Source organism: Kitasatospora sp. NPDC101157 (assembly GCF_044768255.1).
Classification (GTDB): Bacteria; Actinomycetota; Actinomycetes; order Streptomycetales; family Streptomycetaceae; genus Kitasatospora.
Window position 1 is genome coordinate 43,876 of the sequence record NZ_JBIWPL010000014.1, and the last position, 20,154, is coordinate 64,029.

A 20,154-nucleotide genomic window follows, 5' to 3' on the forward strand; every position below is an offset into this window, starting at 1 on the left:
ATGATGCGGTCGGTCACGGTGATGGCCTCTTCCGTCTCGTTCCGTCTCGTTCCGTCCGGTTCCGCTTCGGTGATGAGCAGTGCGATGCGCGTTCGTGCTTGTATATGTTCAAAAATGCAGGAGTTCAAGCATCTGTAGGCAGGAAACCGCGGACCGCCGGGGGCCGGCGAGGGCAACGGCCGAGGAAGAACCCGCAGTCACCGACCGTCGACGCGGGCTGAACTACACTCCGTCCATGCTCAAAGCTGATCGCGCCGCCAGGATCGTGTCGCACATCGCCGAGGCGGGGAGCGCGGACGTGCGCACGCTCTCCGAACTGCTCGGGGTGTCGGACGCGACCGTGCGCCGGGACCTGCAGGAACTGCAGGACCAGGGGCTGCTCCAGCGCACCCGCGGCGGTGCCGTGACGGGCGCGGTCAACCTGGAGATCCCGCTGCGGCACCGGGGCGACCAGCAGCAGGAGGAGAAGCGCCGGATCGCCCGGGCCGCCGCCGAACTGGTGCCGGAGGGCGCCGTGGTGGGCCTGACCGGCGGCACCACCACCACCGAGCTGGCCAGGGTGCTGGGCGAGCGCGGCAACGTCACCGTGGTCACCAACGCGGTCAACATCGCCGCCGAGCTGATCGTGCGCCCCGAGGTCCGGCTGGTGGTGATCGGCGGACTCGCCCGCTCGGCCAGCTACGAACTGGTCGGCCCGGCCGCCGAGCGGATGCTGGACCAGTACCACCTCGACCTCGCGTTCATCGGCGTGGACGGCCTGACCGTGCAGCAGGGCTGCACCACCCACGACGAGATGGAGGCACAGACCGACCGGGCCTTCCTGCGCAGCAGCGCCCACACGGTGGTGCTCGCCGACCGGACCAAGGTCGGCCGGGTCACCTTCGCCACCATCTGCCCGCTCAGCGACGTCCACGACCTGGTGACGGACTCCGGACTCCCGGACGCCCAGGAGCACGCGATCACGGAGTGCGGAGTCAGGGTCCGGCGGGCCTGAACGCCCGGGGGAGCGGCGGACGGCCCGTCCCGGGACGGCGGAGGGACGCGGGAGGGACGGCGAAGCGTGGTGGACGGGACCGCCGCGCTCCTAGCGTGGCAGCCGTTCGGTCCGCCGCACCGCGGACCCCTGCCGAGATCCGAGGAGAACCGTGGCCCTCCATTCCCTGGTCAAGCGCGCCGCCGTGGTGGCGGCCTCCGCCGCCGTCGCCCTGGGCGCCTTCGCCGGTACGGCCGGCGCCAACACCAACGCCAAGTACGTCGGCCCCGGCCAGACCAACAACTGGACCGCCGTGTGGTGCGTCCAGCACGACATCAACGCCTTCAGCCAGGCCCGCGGCGGCTGGTACCCGCAGCTCAAGGAGGACGGGTACTGGGGCCCGAACACGGACAACGCGATCCGCTGGTTCCAGAACAGCCTGATCAGCTACACGAAGAGCGCGGACGGCATCGTGGGCCCGCTCACCGGGGACATGCTGCTCGCCTACGGGGACTCCAGCCAGGACGGCAAGTGCAAGGCCGCCCTGCCCACCAGCTCCTGACCGGGCGCCCCCCGCAACGCCCGTACGCATCCCGCGCACCCCTGCCCCCGCGCCGTCAGCAGGCCCGGGGGCAGGGGCCTTTCCGCCTTCCGCTCCGCTGACCCCTGAAGGGCCAGGTAGTCCCGCATGAACGTTCCCCCCGTGACCCCCGCCCACCCTGTCGGCCCCGGCCGCCGCTCCTTCCTGGCCGGCGCCCTCGCCGTCGGCACCGGCGCCCTGCTCGGCTCCGCCGTGACCGCCGGGGTGGCCCGGGCCGCCACCGGACCGGTGATCGCCGACACCGGCGCCTGGGGCGCCCGGCCCGCGAGCAGCCCGCTCAACTTCCTGGCGGGCGCGCCGGACAAGGTGATCGTGCACCACACCGCGACGCCCAACGTGACGGACTACTCGCAGGCCGCCGCGTTCTCGCTGGCCCGCTCGATGCAGAGCTACCAGATGGACAGCGAGCACTGGATCGACACCGGCCAGCACTTCACCGTCAGCCGCGGCGCGTACATCACGGAGGGCCGCCACAGCAGCCTGGCCACCCTGCGCGACGGCACCCAGCACGTCGAGTCGGCCCACTGCACCGGGCAGAACACGGTGGCGATCGGCATCGAGAACGAGGGCACGTACAGCACCGTCGACCCGCGCAGCCAGCAGTACGCGGCGCTGGTCGACCTGATCACCTACATCTGCCGGCAGTACGGGCTGCGCGCCTACCAGGTCTACGGCCACCGCGACTTCAACAACACCGAGTGCCCCGGCGACCGCCTCTACGCGCTGATTCCGCAGATCCGCCGTGACGTCGCGGCGCGGATCGGCGGGGACCCGACCGGCCCGGTCTGGCCGGTGCTCAGCAGCGGCGCCTCGGGCGAGAACGTGAAGACCCTGCAGTACCTGCTGGTGCAGCGCGGCCAGTCGCTGACCGTGGACGGGGCGTACGGGCCCGCCACCCAGGCCGCCGTGACGGCCTTCCAGAACACCGTGCACGCCTCGGCCGACGGCGTCGCGGGCAACCAGACCTGGTCCCAGGCCGTGGCCCCGCTGGCGCGTGGTGCCTCGGGCAGCGCGGTGCAGGGCGTGCAGGGTCAGCTGGTCGCGCACGGCATCCAGGTGAGCGTGGACGGCGCGTTCGGTCCGGGCACCCAGGCCGGGGTGACGTCCTTCCAGTCCTCGGCGGGGCTGCCGGCCGACGGAGTGGTGGACGCCCGGACCTGGAGCCGGCTGCTGGCCTGACCGCCCCCGTGCACCGGTGGCCGGCCCGTCGGCGGTGAACGGGACCGGCCACCGGCCGTCCCCGCCGGCCTGAGGGGGTGTCATGGGGTGCCCGCCGGTGCCCGCCGGTGCCTGCCGGTGCCCGCCCGGTGTCACCGGTGCCGCGCATGCCCTCCCCAGTACGTGCCGAGCACCGTCCCCACAACGTCCCACGGCCGTCCCACGGCCGTCCCACGGTGTCCCAGGAGCGCACCGGGACGTCCCCGGTGCCGCCGATCCGTGGCGGGACGGCCGAGCGGCCCCCGAGAGTGGGCGACACCGCCCGATCATCCGACGGGCACCTGAGGAATGGGATGACCGTGAAGACAACCCCGGCACTGCGCGGGCTGGCCGTGGCCGTGCTCGCCTTCGTCGCGCTGGCCCTGCTGCCGGCACAGGCCCAGGCACTGGACAGCACCACCTGGGTCCAGCGCAACCTGGTCGGCATCGGCTACCTGGCGAGCAGCGGCGTCGACGGCAACTACGGCCCGCAGACCACCGCCGCCGTCCGCAGCTTCCAGCACGACAACGGCCTCGACGAGGACGGCGTGTACGGCGCCCGCACCGAGCTGGCCCTGCACAACAAGGTCGCCGAGGTCCAGCGCGTCGCCGGCGCGGGCGCGGACGGCGCCTACGGGTCCGGCACGGCCGGCTCCGTCACCGACTGGCAGCGCGCGCACAACCTGAGCGCCGACGGCATCGCCGGCCCGGCCACCATGAACGCGATGGGCGTCGCCCGCACCGTGCAGATCACCGCCCAGTGGAAGTTCCCCAGCCACGGCTGGAGCGTGAGCGGCCAGTTCGGCTGCCTGGACCAGATCTACATCCACGAGAGCGGCTGGAAGGTCTACGCCACCAACCCGTCCTCCGGCGCCTACGGCATCCCGCAGTCGCTGCCGGGCGACAAGATGGCCGGCGCCGGGTCCGACTGGCAGACCAACCCGGCCACCCAGATCCAGTGGGGCCTGGACTACATCAAGGGCCGCTACGGTGACCCGTGCTCGGCCTGGAGCTTCTGGCAGGCCCACAACTGGTACTGACGGGCCCGCTGACCCGGTCCTGTTCGTCCCTGTTCACCCTGTTCACCCCTTTCGTCCCTGATCGACGTCCCCCCGTGCCGACTCCTCGAAGGAGCACGCAGTGAACAGCTCTTCCCTCGACCGCCGCTCACTCCTGCGCTACGGCACCGGCGCCGTGGCAGCGGCCGGACTCGCCGCGGCCGCCAACATCGGGTTCGCCCGTCCGGCGGCCGCCTACGGCTGGTCCGGCACCCTCGGCCAGGGCTCGTCCGGTCCGGCTGTGGCCGAGCTCCAGATCCGCGTCGCGGGCTGGGCGGCGGACTCCGCCTCGCAGACCTACGTGGCCGTGGACGGCTCCTTCGGGCCCGGCACCGCCGCCGCGGTGCGCCGGTTCCAGGCCGCGTACGGGCTGAGCGCTGACGGCGTGGCCGGCCCGCAGACCTTCGGCGTGCTCAACTCACTGGAGAAGTCGGACGGTTCCACCGCCCACTTCAACTGGTCGGAGTTCACCAGCCACGACGGCTCGGGCTTCGGCGGCGGCAACGTCGGCTCCGGTGAGGTGCAGGAGAACGTCCGGCGCACCATGTACAAGCTGGAGGCGCTGCGCAAGAAGGCGGGCGACCGCGCGATCACCGTCAACTCCGGCTTCCGCAGCACCGCGTACAACTCCTCGGTGGGCGGTGCGGGGAACTCCATGCACACCTACGGGGTGGCCGCCGACATCGCCGTCTCGGGCCTGTCGACGCTCTCCGTCTACCGGATCGCCGAGACCTGCGGCTTCTCCGGCCTGGAGACCTACACCGTCTCCTGGCAGCACGTGGACAGCCGGATCGAGCACTCCAACTACGGTTCGGGCTTCTGGTGGTGGCAGGACGGCGTCGCGTAGCCGCGAACGCCCCCCTGAAGGCCCCGAACGTGCCGCGGCACCGCGCCCTTCCCAGGGGCGCGGTGCCGCGTCGCGTATCTGCCCTCCCGGCGCCCGGGCCGGTCAGACCTCGCGCCGGAACGGACGCCGGCCGGCGGCGGCCAGCATCCCGCCCGCGCCGAGCGCCAGGGAGACCAGGGCCACCCGTCGCAGCAGGGTGGCCTCCCGGCGGTGCGGGCACGCGGCGTCCGCGTCCCCGGCCGGGCTCCTGTCGGCCGCGCCGGCCACGGGGGCCGTTGTGGCGGGTGCCGGGGCACCCACCGGGACGAAGGCGATCCGGCGGCTGTCCGCGAGACGCCAGAGCTCCAGCAGGCGTTCGGCGTCGCCCCCGCAGACGGACGCGATGCTCTGCACCGCGTCACGCGGGGGGAACTGCTTCCCGTTGACCCAGCGCTCCCACGAGGACTTCGCGTAGTGGGTGCGTTCGCTGAGCCGGGCGTAGGTGAGCCCGGCCCCGGACTTCAGTGACTGCAGCTCGCTGGCGAGCTGGTCGGCGGGCGACGGTGTTGTGATCTCGGACGTGTGGCGGCCCATGAGGTATTTCCCCGAACTTCCTCTGAGATGACCGTTGTGGTGCGCAGTACTCGGTGGTTGCACCGGGCGCCTCGTCCGTTCCGACTCGCCGAGGTCTTTACCCGGAGCAGAACCGGTGTTGGCCTCGGGGCTACCCGGCGCGGCCAACTCTGCGCGATCGTGCGCCGATCTTCGACCGTCTCCGAATGTTCTGAGACGAGCGGTCCCGTTCCAGGGCCCCTGACCTGGGGCTTGGGACACGGGAAGGGAGACGGTTGAGACGGAGGGGCGGATTCCGCAGGGGTCGAAGGCGGCGCGCGATTAAACTGATCATGCTAACGATGACCGGTCCATGTCTGCCGCCGACCCGCCAGAGGTGCATCCCCACGATGAGTCAGTCCTGGAAACCGCTTCCTGACGGCCTTTCGGAGCCGGCCCGGCGGCTGGCCGAGGAGCTGCGCGCGGTCAAGGACGCGCACCGGATCTCGCTCGCCGAACTCGGGAAGCGGACGTACCTCAGCAAGGCCTCCTGGGAACGCTGGCTGAACGGCAAGCGTCTGATCACCTCTCAGGCGCTGGCCGGGATGATCACCGCCCTGGACTGCGACGGCGAGCTGCTGACCTCGCTGCTGCGGCAGGCCGAGGCGGCGCGGGACGCGTCCGAGGGATCCACGACCGCGCCGGGGCCGGTACCCGCCGTGCCTGTTTCCGCCGTGCCCGTACCAGCCGTCCCGGTCGCCGTTCCCGTCGCCGTTCCCGTGCGGCCGGTCGAGGAGCCGGTCCAGGAGCTCTCCGGCGCACCCGGCTCGGAGGTCGGACGGTTGACGGACCTGTCCGCCGTCCTCGCCCGTGCCGCCGGGTGGCGCCGCCCGGCGGCCCTGGTCGCCGCCGTCGTCGCCGTCGCGCTCGTCCTGGTGGCGAGCCTGTACCTGCACGGCCTGAACGGCGACACCGACGCCGCCGCGGCCGGGCTCCCCACGGCGAGTGGCCAGGCCGGTACCGGCCCGCTCTGCCAGGGCGTCGGCTGTGCCGGGAAGGATCCCCAGCTGATGGGGTGCGAGGCCGACGACCGCACCCTGCTGACCGGCAACGTCGGCCAGGTCGTCCTGTACCTCCACTACAGCCCGCGCTGCCGCGCCGCCTGGGCCGGGATCACCGACGGCGCCCCCGGGGACACCGTCACCATCACCACCAACACCGGCTGGCAGGAGACCGCCCTGATCCACTGGGGCTACGACAACTACTCGGGCATGGTCGACGCCGGACCGGCCGGCACCACCCTGCGGGTGTGCGGTCACCAGCCGGACGGGGACGGCTGCATTCCGCTGGTCACCGACCCCGCCGCCCGGGCCGCCGCCATGGCCGTCCCGTCTCCGAAGGCCCCGTCCTCGACGGCCCCGAACCCGACGGTCTCGAACCCGGCGACCGAGGTCCCGGGAACCGAGGTCCCGACGCCGAGCGCGACTTCCTGATTCCGAGGCGGGCCGACGGCCGCCTCGCCGTCCGGCCGCCGGGCTCAGGCGAAGTTCTGGTCGATGAGCATCTGCAGCACGTTCACGTGGAAGTCCGGGAAGTCCATCGGGACGATGCCGTACCGGGCGCGCTGCCCGGTACGGGCGACCAGGTACGGGTAGATGCTCCGGTCCATCAGGGTCTGCGAGCTGGTCCTGGGCCAGTAGCCGCCCGCATAGCTGAGGAAGTTCACGAACATCCGCGGGTAGCCCGGGTTGAGGGCGGCCTTGTCGAACTGGGCGGTGATGTACCGGCCCTTCCGGCCCAGTGCGTCGGTGCCGCCGATCTGCCAGACGTCCTGGGTGTCGAACCAGTCGTTCTGGCCGCTGGACCAGTCGATCAGGCCCCACGGGTTGGCGAAGTCCGCGAGCAGGACCACCTTTCCGCGGGCCGTGCCGAGGGTCGGCCAGCCGTAGAAGTGGAACAGGCCGCGGTACCCCAGGTCGTCCAGGTAGTGGTTGACCCGCCGCTGGAACTCCGTGTCGTCCAGGGCCTGGCCGCCCTCGCGCTCGTTCCTGAGGCGCATCAGGACGGTCTCGCCCGGGTGCGCGGCCAGGAAGGAGCGGCACTGGTCGAGCACGTCCTGGAGCCGGAGGTGCTGGTAGTTGTCGGCGTGGTAGATCCCGAGTTCGTCGGGCGCCCCCTCCAGGCCGTTGCAGCGGATGTCGAGGAAGCGGACGCCCTCCTGCAACTGCTGCGGGAGGCCCCAGTTCTGGGTGTGCGACCACTCGGTGCCGTACCAGGGGTTCTGGCAGCAGGAGTCGTGGGTGCCGGGGACGGTGAGGTCGAGCAGCGACAGGCTCCCGTTCAGCCGGCTCATCCAGCTGTCCGTCGGCAGCCCGCCCGGGGTGGTGGAGGAGGTCGCGGCCCACGCGGTGGCGGAGGAGGCCGGCCCGAACAGGCTCCCGACGGCGGCCGCTCCACCCGCTCCGGCTCCCCACCTGAGAAGGTCACGACGTGCGATGCCCATGGCCCGGCTCCCTCCACACCGCGCACGGCCGCGCGGACTCGCCCTGACACTGGTCCAACGCGGCCGTCCCGTCAACGGGTTCAGCGCGGGCCCGTTCCCCGCTCGTCCGGGCCGACCACCAGCCACCGGGCGGGCAGCTCGATCCGGTCGCCCTCCGGGGTGAACTCGGTGAGGGACAGCGGCATCTCGCCGGAGGCGAGGACGGTGAGGCCGGCCGAGCGGAAGAGTTCCTCGAAGGCCGCGCCGGCGACCTGGGCGGGGGCGAGGCCGTGCTCGAAGACCGGGCGCAGCTTCGGGGGCGGCCCGGACGGCGCCTGCGCCAGCTCCTTGAGGACGTCCTTGGCCGACTCGGTCGGCTCGACGACGAGGCCCCGGCCCCGCTCCCCGACCAGGGTGGCGACGGCCTCGGCGACCGGGTGGCGGTCGGCCGGTTCGCTCTGGTGGATCAGGCCGCGCACGTACACGTTGGCGTCGCCGAGGCGCTCGCGCAGGGCCCGGACGGCGGCCGGGTCGGTGGCGTCCAGCTGGGCGAACTCGGCCTGCCGAGAGGGGTCCTGACGTCGGGCGAGCCCGACGGCGGCCTCGGAGAGGTCGACCCCGAGGACGCGGCCGAAGCGCTGGGCGAGGAAACGGGTCTGGGTTCCGTTGCCGCAGCCCAGGTCGACGAAGGGCAACCGGGGGTCGCTCAGGTGCGGGCCGAGGAGGGTCAGATGGCGCTCCGCGGTCAGGGCCGGTTCGGCGTCCCAGATCACCGCGCCCGGCGCGTCGGGCGCATCGCGCCAGAAGCCCTCCCAGGCGTCGCGGTACCGACTCGTCACGCTCATGGCGGGGCCTCCGTCCGTTCACGGCACGACTCCGTCACGCACCGTGTCGGGTCCGTGTCTACCGGTAGCGGGTCCGGGGGGCAAGGAACCGGGCCCGCCGGGGCGGGAGGCGGAGCGGGGTGCGCCCATCGCCCCCAGTACCGGGCTGTCCAGCGGGCTGGATGCGAGGCGCTCCAGCACCAGCGCGAACGCGGCGCGCAGCCCGTGGCCCCGGCGGCGTGAGCCGGGGGCGACGGAGTGGAACGCGGTGACGACGGACATGCGGCTCACCTCCGGAGGGACCTGCGGACCTGCAGGTGGATTCCCCAGCCTGCACCGCTTCGCTCACGTCCGGTGCCGGATTGACGGGCTGCTGACGCGCTGCTGACAGGCTCCTGACGGCCGGTGGGCAGCGGACCCGTGGCTCGGGCACGGTGGTCCTCGGACCGGTGGGCTCGGGCAGGGTGGACCTCGGACCGGTGGGCTTCAGACCCGGTGCGCGGCGACGTAGCGGGCCGGATCCTGACGGAACTCGCCGTGCCAGCGCCGGAGGCACTGCTCGGCGAAGGTGCGGCCGGTGGCGACGATCTCGTCCAGCGGGTCCAGGTAGCCGGGAACGTGGGGCGGTTCCAGACCCGCCGCGACGCGCGCCTCCAGGCCGGCCCGGGCGACGCGGAGCAGTTCGGCGGCCAGCGGACGGACGGGATCGCCACCCAGCCGGGTGTCGAGGCCGCGGACGGGCAGTTCGGCGAGTGCGGCCCGGTGCTGCGCCACGGTGTGGTGGCCGAGCAGTTTCCAGGCGGCGGCGCGGGATTCGGGGTGGTAGGTGAGGCCGGTCCACAGGGCGGGGACCGCGGCGATGGACGGGTACGGCGGGCCGTCCGAGCCGCGCAGTTCCAGGGTGTTGCGGACCCGGACGTGGGTCCAGAGCTGGTTGAGGTGGGCGGCCCAGTGGGCGGGCGTGGGGCGGGACCCGTCGTCGTAGCCGTGCCGGAGGAGGTCGGCGAAGGGGCGGTCGGGCGCCGGGTGGTAGCGGCCGTCCGGGGTGCGGTAGTGGATCAGCGGGATGCCGAGGGCCCAGTCGATCACGTCGTCCACGCCGACGTCCGGACGCAGGGCGGGCGGGAGCACGCCGGTCCGGCGCGGGTCCATCCGCAGCCAGGCCCAGCTGCGGTGGGACAGCAGGCCACCCGGACGCCCCTCCTGGATGGGGGAGTTGACGAGCAGGGCGGCCACCACCGGCGCGGCGGCCATCTGGGTCCGCAGTTTCTCGGTGAAGTCCCCGGGCGAGAGGTAGTCCAGGGTGACCTGGGTGGACAGGGACAGCGCCATGATGTACCGCGCCCGGTCGCCCGCCACGCCCAGTGCGGCGAAGTAGTCCCGCATGATGGCGCCCCTGGTCATCGGCACCCACTGCACGTCGGCCAGCCGGTCGAAAGGGACGTTGCCGCCGGGCACCAGGGCGAGGCCGAACCGGTCCACCAGGTCGGCGAGTTGCTCCAGTGCGGTGCGCAGGTCGTGCACCGCCTCGGCCACGCTCGGGACGGGTACCGAGGAGTATTCGAGCTGGCCGCCGTGCTCCAGGGTGATCTGGCTGCCGTCCGGCCGCAGCACGCCGGTCAGCCGGCCGGCGTCCTCCTGGCGTTCGCCGCCCCAGCGGGCCAGTACCGCTTCCAGCACGGCCAGCACGCCGCGCTCCCCGGAGTAGCGGGCGGCCAGCCCGGTGGCGGGGTCGAGCAGGCCGCACTCGACCTCGACGCCGACCTGCTCGCTGCGGCCGGGTCGGAACGGGACGCGCAGGTCGTCCCGGGTGAGCTCCCGGTCGGTCACGCGGTGCCCACCCGGGTGGCGATCCGGGGGTGGCCGGCCCGGTCGAGCACGGCGCCCACCGCGTCGAGGGCGGAGCGCGCCGCGCCCTGGCACCACGCGTGGGCGCCGGACAGGTGCTCGCCGGCGAAGAAGATCCGTGGATCCTCGGCCGGGTGCGGTGAGCCGAGCACCGCCAGGTAGCGGGTGTGCTCGCCGGGCGTCAGGTGGGCGAAGGCGCCGCCGCCCATGCCGGTCTGCACGTCCCAGTCGCAGTGCAGGATGTCGTCCACGTCGGCGGAGATGCCGGGGTGGAGCCGTTCCAGGCAGTCCAGCACCAGGGCGTCGCGGTCCGCAGGCGGCAGCGCGGCGAAGCGTCGGGCGTTCGCGCCCCACTGGTAGGCGCCGAGCAGGGCGGTCGGCTCGGCCGAGCGCAGTGGATCGCGGGCGGCCCAGCGGTGGTCGGCGCTGCCGTTGACGCCGTCCGTGACCGGCATCGCGTTGTCCGACGGGTACCAGCACTGCTGGATCGGCAGGTCGGTGAAGCTCCCGCCGCCGTGGATGCCGTCCTCCAACTCCCAGCGGCGGCGGGTGAGGTGGAGGACGGTCTTGCTGCTGCTGGCGTAGCTGATGCCGCGCACGGCGTGCCGCTGGGCGTGAGGCAGCCCGGGGCTCACGGCGATCTGGTCGAGCGCGGGGGCCGGGACGCAGCACACCACGTAGTCCGCGCGGTCCTCCAGCGGGGCCCCGAGCCGCTTGCCGTGGATCCGGACGCCGTCCGTGGTGAGCGCCAGTTCGTCGATCCGGCTGGACAGCCGGAGGGTGTCGGGGCGCAGGGCCCGGACGAAGGCGTGGATCAGCGCCTCCAGCCCGTTCACCAGCTCGACCTGCCCTTCGTGGAACAGGCCGAAGTAGTCGACCAGGACCTCCAGCAGGGAGGACTGCTCGTAGTGGGCGAGCCCGCTGGCGTGGCCGATGAGGTCCCAGGCGTCCTGCGACAGGTGCTCGTGGACGAACTGCCACAGGGACACCGAGGCCGCCCGTTCCAGCGCCGGGTCGTCCCAGTGGCCGGCCAGGGTGTTCTCCTGCTGCTCGACGGTGAGGGCGCGCCACACCGGGCCGAGGAGGCGGTCCAGCACCGGTGTCGGGGCCTGCCGCTCGTCCGGGCGCAGCGCGTACGCGGGGTAGAGCGCGGCGACGTCGCGCACCCGCACCCGGCGGCCGCGCAGGTGGTAGTAGGCGCGCGGGTTGGCGTTGACGAAGGGGCGGGTCTCCAGGCGGAACCGGGAGACGTAGTGCAGCACGCAGTGGTGGTTGCCGGGGATGCGCATGGCGCCGAGGTCGATGTGGGTGCCGTCCCAGAAGCGGTGGGTGCGTACCCGTCCGCCCGGGCGGTTGGACCGCTCGTAGACCGCGACGTCGAAGCCGCGCCGCTCCAGCTCGTACGCGCAGACCAGGCCGGCGACCCCCGCCCCGATGACGGCCACCCGTCCGCGGGCGCCGCCCACCGGGTTCAGCAGGGAACGCGGAAACGCAAAGCTCGTATCGAACATCGACACCGCACCCCTCTGACGACCGGACTTCCGCCTCAGCCTGGTCCAGGCCTGGTTCGTGTGCCACTCGGCAGCGCCGACGCGGGTGACGGGGCGACCCGGGCTTCTCAGGGCCAATGTTGCTACCCAGGACGGGCGGGCCGGAGCCGTGCGCGGCCCCCACCCGGCGACACCCAGCACCACCCGTACCGGACCAGATGGCACGGACGAGGAAGCGGGGCCCGTCCGGGCCCGCACCGCATGCGACCGGCCGGTCGGGGGAAGACGCTCCCGGCCGGCCGTCGCCGTTCTCATGAGGGACGGGCACAATGCGGTCCGGCCCCGGCGGGCGGCGGACGGAACGATCGCCTCCGTCGCGGTGATCGGCGCTTCGGCCGTACCCGTTCCGACGGGTGACGGCCGTTGGGCTGCGGCTGAACCCCGCTCGACGGGAGCCACGTAGAGCGGGACGGAAAGGGACGGGGGAGGACCAAGGGATGGATGCGGACGGCCCGGAGGTGCGCGCGTACATCGCTGCGCTGGTGCGGATGGGCGCCCCGGAGGTGCCGGGGGCGCCGGGGCCGCCCGCACTGGCCGTGCCGGCGGGCACCGCGGCCGGGGTGACGGCCGTCGCCCGGCGGCTGGCGCTGAGCGCGCTGCCGGACCGGCAGCGGCGTGCGGAGCCGACGCCGGGGCTGCTCTCCGTGGCCAGGAAGCTGGTGGTGGACGTGCACCCCTCCGCACCCGGGTGGACGGTGGCCGAGCGGGAACGGCTCGCGGGCTGGGTCGCGGTGCTGATCGAGCACCGGGGCGAGGACGGCGTCCAGGAACTGCTGCGGCAGCTGGCCCGGGAGCCCGACGGGGGCTGAGCGGCGGCACCCGGGGGCGGGCCCGATGCCCGCAGGTCGGGGCGTTGGCGGATCGTTGGCCGGTCCTTGGCGGCGCCCGGCAGGCTGGTCCCGACCGCCACGGGGGAGGTACGGCGGAAGCCCTGCCATGTGCCCTTGCCCGACCTGAGAGGTAGCGCGTGTCGAAGCCGTCCGTCGCCCGTCCCGCACCCGTCGCCCAGCCGCCCGCGGACCCCCCGGCCGCCACCGCGGCGACCCCCGAGCCGGCCCCGGCCCGGCCGACCCTTGACCCCGACACCCTGGCCGAGATCCACCGGCTGCACGGGGGCTACCTGCTGCGCGCCCTGATGCGCACCACCGGCGGTGACCGCGGCAAGGCCGAGGACATCCTCCAGGAGACCCTGCTGCGCGCCTGGCAGCACCCGGAGGCCCTGGCCGCCGGCCCCGAGCAGGCCCGCCCCTGGCTGTTCACCGTCGCCCGGCGGATAGCCATCGACCACTACCGGATGGCCGCCGCCCGCGCCAAGGAGGTGATCGGCGAGGCGGTCGAGGACCGCCCGCTCGCCGACGACCCGTACGAGCAGGTGGTGGTCGCCCGGGACATCGCGCTGGCGCTGCGGCGGGTGCAGAAGCACCACCGCGAGGTGCTGGTCGAACTGCATCTGAAGGACCGCTCGGTGGTGGAGGCCTCGGCCCGTCTGGGGGTGCCGCCGGGCACGGTCAAGTCCCGGAACTTCTACGCGGTACGGGCTCTGCGGCCGGTCCTGGCGGCGGAGCACGGGTACGCCCCGGTCACCGGTTGAGCGCGCGCCGGGGGAGCCGCCTCATGGGGAGCGCAGGCTGAGCGAGGATTCCAGGCCCGCGGTGAACTCGCTGCGGTAGCCCGCCAGCCGGTCGTGCCGGCGGAAGCGCTCCAGCGCCGAGGCCAGCCGCGCCCCCACCTGCGGCGCGCGGCCCCGGGCCACCAGGTGGGCCGCGTAGGACTGCTCGGTGACGGCGTGCAGGTAGAGCAGGCCCGCCTCCTCACAGGCGGCCAGCAGCCGGTGCCAGGCGAGGTCGGCCGCCTCGTCCCGGACGGTCGGCGGCAGCGCCTGGGCCTCGGTCAGCAGCGACCACAGGTGCACCTGGGTGACCGGACGAGGCGGCAGCAGCTCCCGGGCCTCCCGGGAGCGGTGCTGGGCGCCCGTCGGATCACCGGTCGCCAGACTCACCCAGCCCTGGTGCACCAGGGCGTCGACCTGCCGTCGGCGGTTGCCGGACGCCACGGCCAGCGCCACCGCCTCGGCCGCCAGCCGCCGTGCCTCGGCGGGCTCCCCGAGCATCGCGGTGACCAGGCCCAGGGTGGCCAGGGACCGGACCCGCGCCGAGTCGGCGGCGGGCCCCTCGGCGGACTCGGCGGCGGCCACCCCCTTCCGGGCGGCCTCCGCCGACTCGTGACGGCGCTCCAGGGCGACCAGCGCCTGGGCCCGGCAGTTGTGCAGGAAGGCCTCCGCGACCGGGTCGGCGCAGCGCTCGGCGGCTGCCAGGCCGACGTCGGCACGGGCCAGCCAGTCGGTGAAGCGGCTGGCGCCGTAGTAGAGCGAGCCGGTGGTCAGGGCGAGCCGCCAGGCCCGGTCGGGGTGGCTGACGGCGGCTGCGTCGATCAGCGCCCGGACGGCGGGCTCCTCGGCGCGGAACCAGTCCAGCGCGGTGCGGATGTCCACGACGGGCGGCAGCGGCCGAGGCGGCCGGGCGGGGCCGCCGGTCCGCCGGCCCGCGTCCTGCCGGCCGGGGTTCTCCTGGCCCGCGTCCTCCTGGCCGGGGTTCTCCTGGCCGGGGTCGAGGTAGCTGCCGCAGCGCTGGAGGGCGGCCTGGTAGTGGTCCAGCAGACGCAGGAGGGCGTGCTCCCGGTGCTGTCCGGACGCTGCGGGCCACTCGGCGAGCAGATCGACGCTGAACAGCCTGACCAGGTCGGAGCGGTGGTAGCGGCCGGGGGCGGCGCCGGTGAGCAGGTGGTGGGCGGCCAGCTCGCCGAGCGCCCGGTGGGCGGTCGCGGTGTCGGTGCCGAGCAGCGCGGCGGCGGCGTGGCTGTCCGCCTCGTGACCGGGGTGGAGCGCGAGCAGGGCGAGGAGTTCGGCCGCCGGTTCGGATAGTTGATGAACCGTCAGGCGCAGTTGCTGCCGCAGTCCGGTGTGCGCGTCCAGCTCCAGGGCGGCCAGCCTGGTCCGCTCGTCGGCGAGTTCGGCGGCCAGCTCCCCGATCGTCCAGCTCGGGTGGGCGGTCAGCCGCGCGGCGGCGATCCGCAGGGCGAGCGGCAACCGCTCGCAGAGGCGGACGAGTTCGGTGCCCGCCTCCGGCTCGGCGCGCAGGCGTTCAGGGGTCAGCAGGTGCTCCAGCAGGCCGAGGGCGTCGTCCTCGGGCAGCGCGGTCAGCCGCAGCAGGGCCGCGTCCTCGGTGGCGACCAGCTTCTCCAGCGGGCCGCGCGCGGTGATCACGGCGGCGCAGCCCGGCCCCTCCGGCAGCAGATCGGTGAGCTGGTCGGCGTCGGCGGCGTCGTCCAGGACCACCAGCAGGCGGCGGCCCTTGGTGTGCTCCCGGTAGAGCGCGGCGCGGTCGGCCGGGTCGGCGGGGACGGCGTCGTCCGGGACGCCCAGGGCGCGCAGGAAGCGGCCGAGGACGGCCCCGGGCTCGGCGGGCCCGGCCGGGTTCAGGCCGCGCAGGTCCGCGTACAGCCGGCCGTCCGGGAAGCGGTCGGCGGCCCGGTGGGCCCAGGCCGTGACCAGGGCGCTCTTGCCGATCCCGGCCGGGCCGACCACCAGGGCGGGCCCGTCGGTGGCCCGGTCGGGGGCGCAGGCGCGGTCCAGCCACTGGGTCTCGGCGGTGCGGCCGATCAGTTCCACGCGCTGGCGGGGGAGTTGCTGAGGGGGTTGATGGCGCGGCCGGGCGACCGGGGGAGCGGCGGGGGTGCCGGCGGTGCGGACGGCACCGGGGACGGCGGAGGCCGCCTCCGGGCGGTCGTCCGCCAGCACCTCGGCGAACGCGGCCCGCAGCGCCGGGCCGGGGCGGATGCCGAGCTCACGGTCCAGCCGCAGCCGCGCCCGGTGGTAGGCGTTCAGCGCGTCCGCGGGCCGTCCGGCCTGGTGCAGGCAGCGCATCAGCAGCGCCACCAGCTCCTCGCGCAGCCCGTCCCGCCGGACGCTCTGCTCCAGCACCGCCACCGCCGCCGCACCCGTGCCCTGGCGCAGCCGCAGCCCGGCCCAGCGGAGGAGCGCGGCGGTGGAGGACTGCTTCAGGTGCTCGACGGTGGCGGCCCTCAACGGGGTGTCCGGCAGGTCGGCCAGGGCCTCGCCGCGCCACAACTGCAGCGCCTCCTCCAGCAGGGCGATCGCCTCGTCGCCTTCACCGCGGTCGGCGCGCTCGCCCGCCCGCTCGGCGAGCGCCGTGAACCGCAGCGCGTCCACCTCCTCGGCCGGCCCGCTCAGCAGGTAGCCGCCGGGACGGGTGTGCAGCTCGAACGGGGAGTCGGCGAGCACCTTGCGCAGTCCCGCGACGTGCCCCTGCACCGCCGCGCGGGCGCTGGCCGGGGGCCGCTCGCCCCACAGCAGTTCGCAGAAGTCGTCCACGGTGACGACCTGGCCCAGCCGCAGCGCCGGCAACGCCAGAACAGCCCGCCGCTGAGGCCCCGCCAGCGTGGCGAGCCCGCCCGCCGAGACCTCCAGCTCCACCGGCCCGAGCAGCCGAACCCGCACCCGTACCCCCACCTCACCGCACCCGAGACCGGACGGCGGCCGCCGGGGTGGAGCAGTGTAGTGCGCACAGGTGTCCGGTCCGCACTCGAACGCTCGCAGCCGACGGGGCCGCCACGGGTAGAGAGCCCCGGGGAGTGGCAGATGGTTGCCTCCCGGAACCGAGTCGTCCCGCCGGTCCCGAGCGCGGCAGCCCCGAAGGGCGGCGGCGGAACCGGTCACGGGGCGGACTGCGGGGACGAGGTCCGGCAGGGGGGTGCGGGAGGGGTGCGGCGGGCCGGTAGCGTGCGGGCATGGACGAGACTCTCGGGAGACACGTGAACGCCCGGTTCGAGCGGCTGGCCCAGCGGGTCCGCGACGAACTCGCCGCCGCCGGACTGCCGGTGGTGGCCCCGGGCCTGGACGACGAGCTGGCCGTCGGTGCGGCGGTGCGGGTCAGCAGCTGGAGCCAGCACTTCGGGGAGGACCCGGAGGTGCTGGTGAGCTGGCACACGAGCCCCCGGCTGCGGAGCAAGGCGGCGGCGGACCTGCGGCAGTACGGGGAGCCGACACCGGCCGTCGTCCTGGGGGGTGAGGTCCACCGGGCGATGTCCGCCGCGGTGGTCGCCATCCTGACGGCGGCCGGCTTCACCGTCCGGGGCTCGGGGAACGACTACGCGCCGTTCGACGTGCTGGTCGTGGCGGGGCCGGACTTCAGGACGCCACCGGTCTGGTCCGGGTCGGCGCAGGGCCCGCACCGCACGGAGGGCGAGCCCGCGAAGTGAACCGGCCCGGTCCGCCGGTCCGGCGTACTGTCCCACGACGGGAGGGAAGGGGAGCATGGACATCGAGCTGCTCGGGCCGATGGTGGTCCGGCGGGAGGACGGCGCGGTGGCCACGCCCTCGGCGCCCAAACGGCGCGCGCTGCTGGGGGCTTTGGCGGCACGGCTGAACCAGCCGGTGGGCGCCGAGGAACTGATCGAGCTGGTCTGGGACGGCGCCGCGCCGCCGACCGCGCGGGCGGCGCTGCAGGGCCATGTCGCGGCGCTGCGGCAGCAGTTGGACGATCCCCGGCTGGTGCTGGGCACCCGGGGCGGCGGGTACGTCCTGGAGGGCGACGCGGACCGGGTGGACCTGGTGCGCTTCAGGACGCTCTGCGGCCGGGCAGGCCTGCTGCCGCCCGACGCGGCGGACCGGCCGGGGGCGGACGGCCCGGCCGTTCCGCTGCTGCGCGAGGCCCTCGACCTGTGGCGCGGCCCGGCGCTCGCCGACTGCGGGTCCGCCCTGCTGCGCGAGCGCACCCTCCCGTACCTGACCGACCTGCGACTGCGCGCCCTGGACCGGCTGGCGCAGGGCCTGGTGCTGGCCGGTCGCGGCGGCGAGCTGGTGGCCGAGCTGACCGAGGCCGCGGACGCGCACCCGAGCCGGCAGCCGCTGGCCGCCCGGCTGGTCGAGTGCCTGGAGCAGGCCGGGCGCGGGCTGGAGGCCCGGGAACGGTACGCGCAGGCGGTGGCCCGGCTCTCCGGCCCGCCGGGGCCGGAACTGCGACAGGCGGGCGAGCAGTTGGCGCGGCACACTCCGCCGGACCGCCGCTTCGTCGGCCGCACCGCCGAACTCGCCCGGCTGCACGAGGCGTTGGCCGTCGCCGCCCGGACCGCCCGGCCGATCCTGGTCACCGGCCCGGCGGGAGTGGGCAAGACCGGCCTGGTCCAGCACTGGGCGGCGCAGCGCTTCCCCGAGAGCGTCCTGCACGCGGACCTGCGCGGCTCCGACCCGGCCGGCCCGCGCCGGCCCGCCGACGTCCTGGCGGGCTTCCTCACCGACCTCGGCGTCGCGCCGGAGGCCGTCCCCGCCGGGCTGGAGGAGCGGGCGGCCCGCTACCGCGGCCTCCTCGCCGACCGCCGGATCCTGATCCTGCTGGACGACGCCGCCTCGTACCGGCAGCTCGCCCCGCTGCTGCCCGACCGGCCCGCCGCGACCAGCACCGCGCTGGGGCCGGTCGCCGTCGTCACCAGCCGGGACCGGCTGCGCGAACTCCTGCTCCACGAGGACGCCCTGGTGCTCCCGCTCGGCCCGCTGGACGCCGAGGACGCCCGGGACCTGCTCGCCCGCGGGCTCGGCCCGGACCGCCCGGCCGACGACCCGGAGACGGCCGCCGAGCTGGCCGACCTCGCCGAGCGCTGCGACCGGCTGCCGCTCGCCCTGCGCCTGGCCGCCGCCCGGCTGGCCGCTCGCCCGGACTGGTCCCCGGGAGACCTCACCGCCGAACTCGCCGACGAGCAGACCGGCCTCGCCGCCCTGGCGGGGCCCGGCGCCGCGCGCGGCCCGATCGGCGTCGGCGCCGCCCTGGACCGCACCTACCGGACCCTGCCGCCCGCCGCCGCCCGGCTGTTCACCCTGCTCGGGCTGTATCCCGGCGCGGAGATCGACACCGACACCGCCGCCGCGCTGGCCGACCTGCGACCGGCCGCGGCCCGCGCCCTGCTGACCACGCTCGACGCCGTCCACCTGCTGGCCGAGACCACCCCGGGCCGCTACGCCCGGCGCGAACTGGTCCGCCGCTACGCCGCCGGACAGGCCGCCGCACTGGACTGCGAGGAGCGCTTCGGCGCCCTCGACCGGCTGATCGCCCACTACCTGGAGCTCACCGCCCCGTGGGCGGGCGAGGGCGGCGAGGTGGCCGAGGCCGGGAGACCCCCGGCGGCCTGGTTCCGCCGGGAGGAGAGCGCCCTGCGCGCCGTGGTGCTCCGTGCCGAGCAGTACGGGCGCACCGGCGCCTCCTGGCAACTCGCCCACCGGATCAGTCTGTTGTACGAGCGTTCGGAGGAGCGGCCGGGCGGCCCCGGCGGCCGGGACCGGGCCAACTGGCGGACCGTCGCCGAGATCGGGTTGCGCGCCGCGCACGCCGACCGGGACGACGCCGCCCTCGCCCGGCTGGGCACCGACCTCGCCGTCCTGCACGTCCGCCGGGCGGCCCACCGCACCGCCCTGGAACACCTGGACACGGCGGTCGCGGCCGCCGACCGGGCCGGGGGAGCGGTGCTGCGCCACCACTGCCGGAGCCGAGTGGCCGCCGCACTGGTGCGGGCCGGTCAGTACGACCGGGCGGTGCCGCTGCTCACCGACCTGGTGGCCGCCGCCCGGACCCCGGCCGCCGAGCACCTGCTGGTGCGCGCCCTCACCGAGCTCGCCGACGCCCTGGTGCAGGTCGGCGCCCCGGACCGGGCGCTCGCCCACGCGGACGAGGCGGTCCGCACGGCCACGGCCCGCACCGACAGGGCCCGTACGGACACTGCCCGCGCCGACCGGGCCCGTACGGACACTGCCCGCGCCGACCGGGCCCGTACGGACACTGCCCGCGCCGACCGGACCGGCGCCGGCGGGACCAGCCCCGGCAGGACCGGTACGGCCACCGCCCGTACGTCCACCGCCCCCACCGCCGGTGGCCGCCCGGACGGGGCCGAGGTGGTGCTCGCCACCCAGAGCCGGGCCCGCGCCCTGCACGCCCTCGGCCGCCGGGAGGCCGCGCTGTCCTCGGCCCGGCTCGCCGTCGCGCTCGGCCGCACCGTCGGCGACACCGCCGTGGAAGCGCGCTCGCACGGGCTGCTCGCCGACCTGCTCTTCGAGCTGGGCCGCAGCGCGGAGGGGGCGGAGGCCAGACAGCAGGAACAGGCGCTGACGGCGGCGGTGCACTGACGGCGAGCACCGCACACCGGTGCACAACTGCCTTCCGCGCCGGCGGAACAGGCGG

Annotated in this window: 17 protein-coding genes; 10 read left to right on the top strand and 7 right to left on the bottom strand. The window is 75.0% G+C overall.

The window, feature by feature from the left end:
• Positions 1 to 235 precede the first annotated feature (235 nt).
• The 5 genes from ACIRVF_RS25300 (at position 236) to ACIRVF_RS25320 (ending at position 4,676) form a co-directional block, all read left to right on the top strand.
• Positions 236 to 994: a DeoR/GlpR family DNA-binding transcription regulator gene (locus ACIRVF_RS25300; RefSeq protein WP_402821975.1), complete on the top strand. Its 759-nt coding sequence runs from the start codon at positions 236 to 238 to the stop codon at positions 992 to 994.
• Between the two features lie 151 nt (positions 995 to 1,145).
• The gene (locus ACIRVF_RS25305) at positions 1,146 to 1,535 is read left to right on the top strand and encodes a peptidoglycan-binding protein (protein WP_402821977.1); all 390 of its coding nucleotides are present in this window, start codon (positions 1,146 to 1,148) and stop codon (positions 1,533 to 1,535) included.
• Positions 1,536 to 1,661: 126 nt separating this feature from the next.
• Positions 1,662 to 2,753 carry an N-acetylmuramoyl-L-alanine amidase gene (locus ACIRVF_RS25310; RefSeq protein ID WP_402821979.1) on the top strand — a complete coding sequence of 364 codons (1,092 nt, stop codon included), beginning with the start codon at positions 1,662 to 1,664 and terminating at the stop codon, positions 2,751 to 2,753.
• A gap of 332 nt (positions 2,754 to 3,085) precedes the next feature.
• Positions 3,086 to 3,811 (top strand): peptidoglycan-binding protein, encoded by a 726-nt coding sequence (locus tag ACIRVF_RS25315; protein ID WP_402821982.1) that lies wholly within the window; start codon positions 3,086 to 3,088, stop codon positions 3,809 to 3,811.
• Between the two features lie 100 nt (positions 3,812 to 3,911).
• Positions 3,912 to 4,676 (top strand): D-Ala-D-Ala carboxypeptidase family metallohydrolase, encoded by a 765-nt coding sequence (locus tag ACIRVF_RS25320; RefSeq protein WP_402821985.1) that lies wholly within the window; start codon positions 3,912 to 3,914, stop codon positions 4,674 to 4,676.
• 102 nt (positions 4,677 to 4,778) lie between these two features.
• On the opposite strand, the gene ACIRVF_RS25325 is transcribed toward ACIRVF_RS25320, so the two are convergent.
• A complete protein-coding gene (locus ACIRVF_RS25325; RefSeq protein WP_402821988.1) occupies positions 4,779 to 5,249 on the bottom strand; it encodes a helix-turn-helix domain-containing protein in 471 nt (156 codons plus the stop codon).
• A 368-nt stretch (positions 5,250 to 5,617) separates the two neighbouring features.
• On the opposite strand from ACIRVF_RS25325, the gene ACIRVF_RS25330 reads away from it, so the two are divergent.
• The gene (locus ACIRVF_RS25330) at positions 5,618 to 6,700 is read left to right on the top strand and encodes a DUF2690 domain-containing protein (RefSeq protein ID WP_402821990.1); all 1,083 of its coding nucleotides are present in this window, start codon (positions 5,618 to 5,620) and stop codon (positions 6,698 to 6,700) included.
• Between the two features lie 44 nt (positions 6,701 to 6,744).
• Here ACIRVF_RS25330 and ACIRVF_RS25335 read toward each other — a convergent pair whose 3' ends face one another.
• The 5 genes from ACIRVF_RS25335 to ACIRVF_RS25355 all read right to left on the bottom strand — a co-directional run bounded on the left by ACIRVF_RS25335 (position 6,745) and on the right by ACIRVF_RS25355 (position 11,872).
• The gene (locus tag ACIRVF_RS25335; RefSeq protein ID WP_402821993.1) at positions 6,745 to 7,710 is read right to left on the bottom strand and encodes a phosphatidylinositol-specific phospholipase C; all 966 of its coding nucleotides are present in this window, start codon (positions 7,708 to 7,710) and stop codon (positions 6,745 to 6,747) included.
• An 80-nt stretch (positions 7,711 to 7,790) separates the two neighbouring features.
• A complete protein-coding gene (locus ACIRVF_RS25340) occupies positions 7,791 to 8,534 on the bottom strand; it encodes a class I SAM-dependent methyltransferase (protein ID WP_402821996.1) in 744 nt (247 codons plus the stop codon).
• An 18-nt stretch (positions 8,535 to 8,552) separates the two neighbouring features.
• Positions 8,553 to 8,795, bottom strand: coding sequence for a hypothetical protein (locus ACIRVF_RS25345; protein WP_402821999.1), 243 nt, complete (start codon positions 8,793 to 8,795; stop codon positions 8,553 to 8,555).
• Positions 8,796 to 8,999: 204 nt separating this feature from the next.
• The gene (locus ACIRVF_RS25350; RefSeq protein ID WP_402822001.1) at positions 9,000 to 10,343 is read right to left on the bottom strand and encodes a glutamate-cysteine ligase family protein; all 1,344 of its coding nucleotides are present in this window, start codon (positions 10,341 to 10,343) and stop codon (positions 9,000 to 9,002) included.
• Positions 10,340 to 11,872 (bottom strand): flavin monoamine oxidase family protein, encoded by a 1,533-nt coding sequence (locus ACIRVF_RS25355; protein WP_402822004.1) that lies wholly within the window; start codon positions 11,870 to 11,872, stop codon positions 10,340 to 10,342. The genes ACIRVF_RS25350 and ACIRVF_RS25355 overlap by 4 nt, the downstream gene beginning before the upstream one ends.
• Positions 11,873 to 12,348: 476 nt before the next feature.
• Here ACIRVF_RS25355 and ACIRVF_RS25360 point away from each other — a divergent pair, with 476 nt between their 5' ends.
• Both ACIRVF_RS25360 and ACIRVF_RS25365 read left to right on the top strand, forming a co-directional pair.
• The gene (locus ACIRVF_RS25360; RefSeq protein WP_402822007.1) at positions 12,349 to 12,720 is read left to right on the top strand and encodes a hypothetical protein; all 372 of its coding nucleotides are present in this window, start codon (positions 12,349 to 12,351) and stop codon (positions 12,718 to 12,720) included.
• A 158-nt stretch (positions 12,721 to 12,878) separates the two neighbouring features.
• A complete protein-coding gene (locus ACIRVF_RS25365) occupies positions 12,879 to 13,502 on the top strand; it encodes a sigma-70 family RNA polymerase sigma factor (RefSeq protein WP_402822010.1) in 624 nt (207 codons plus the stop codon).
• A 21-nt stretch (positions 13,503 to 13,523) separates the two neighbouring features.
• On the opposite strand, the gene ACIRVF_RS25370 is transcribed toward ACIRVF_RS25365, so the two are convergent.
• Entirely contained in the window at positions 13,524 to 16,427 is a 2,904-nt protein-coding gene (locus tag ACIRVF_RS25370) for a BTAD domain-containing putative transcriptional regulator (protein WP_402822013.1), read from the bottom strand.
• Between the two features lie 290 nt (positions 16,428 to 16,717).
• Here ACIRVF_RS25370 and ACIRVF_RS25375 point away from each other — a divergent pair, with 290 nt between their 5' ends.
• The gene (locus tag ACIRVF_RS25375) at positions 16,718 to 17,188 is read left to right on the top strand and encodes a hypothetical protein (protein ID WP_402822016.1); all 471 of its coding nucleotides are present in this window, start codon (positions 16,718 to 16,720) and stop codon (positions 17,186 to 17,188) included.
• A gap of 55 nt (positions 17,189 to 17,243) precedes the next feature.
• Entirely contained in the window at positions 17,244 to 20,099 is a 2,856-nt protein-coding gene (locus tag ACIRVF_RS25380; RefSeq protein ID WP_402822019.1) for a BTAD domain-containing putative transcriptional regulator, read from the top strand.
• Positions 20,100 to 20,154 lie beyond the last annotated feature (55 nt).

What these genes read in the sequence shown, in the direction of transcription:
- ACIRVF_RS25300 (WP_402821975.1), top strand. Translation starts at nt 236, where the DNA reads ATGCTCAAAGCTGATCGCGCCGCCAGGATCGTGTCGCACATCGCCGAG.
- ACIRVF_RS25310 (WP_402821979.1), top strand. Translation starts at nt 1,662, where the DNA reads ATGAACGTTCCCCCCGTGACCCCCGCCCACCCTGTCGGCCCCGGCCGC.
- ACIRVF_RS25315 (WP_402821982.1), top strand. Translation starts at nt 3,086, where the DNA reads ATGACCGTGAAGACAACCCCGGCACTGCGCGGGCTGGCCGTGGCCGTG.
- ACIRVF_RS25325 (WP_402821988.1), bottom strand. Translation starts at nt 5,249, where the DNA reads ATGGGCCGCCACACGTCCGAGATCACAACACCGTCGCCCGCCGACCAG.
- ACIRVF_RS25330 (WP_402821990.1), top strand. Translation starts at nt 5,618, where the DNA reads ATGAGTCAGTCCTGGAAACCGCTTCCTGACGGCCTTTCGGAGCCGGCC.
- ACIRVF_RS25335 (WP_402821993.1), bottom strand. Translation starts at nt 7,710, where the DNA reads ATGGGCATCGCACGTCGTGACCTTCTCAGGTGGGGAGCCGGAGCGGGT.
- ACIRVF_RS25340 (WP_402821996.1), bottom strand. Translation starts at nt 8,534, where the DNA reads ATGAGCGTGACGAGTCGGTACCGCGACGCCTGGGAGGGCTTCTGGCGC.
- ACIRVF_RS25345 (WP_402821999.1), bottom strand. Translation starts at nt 8,795, where the DNA reads ATGTCCGTCGTCACCGCGTTCCACTCCGTCGCCCCCGGCTCACGCCGC.
- ACIRVF_RS25355 (WP_402822004.1), bottom strand. Translation starts at nt 11,872, where the DNA reads ATGTTCGATACGAGCTTTGCGTTTCCGCGTTCCCTGCTGAACCCGGTG.
- ACIRVF_RS25360 (WP_402822007.1), top strand. Translation starts at nt 12,349, where the DNA reads ATGGATGCGGACGGCCCGGAGGTGCGCGCGTACATCGCTGCGCTGGTG.
- ACIRVF_RS25375 (WP_402822016.1), top strand. Translation starts at nt 16,718, where the DNA reads ATGGACGAGACTCTCGGGAGACACGTGAACGCCCGGTTCGAGCGGCTG.
- ACIRVF_RS25380 (WP_402822019.1), top strand. Translation starts at nt 17,244, where the DNA reads ATGGACATCGAGCTGCTCGGGCCGATGGTGGTCCGGCGGGAGGACGGC.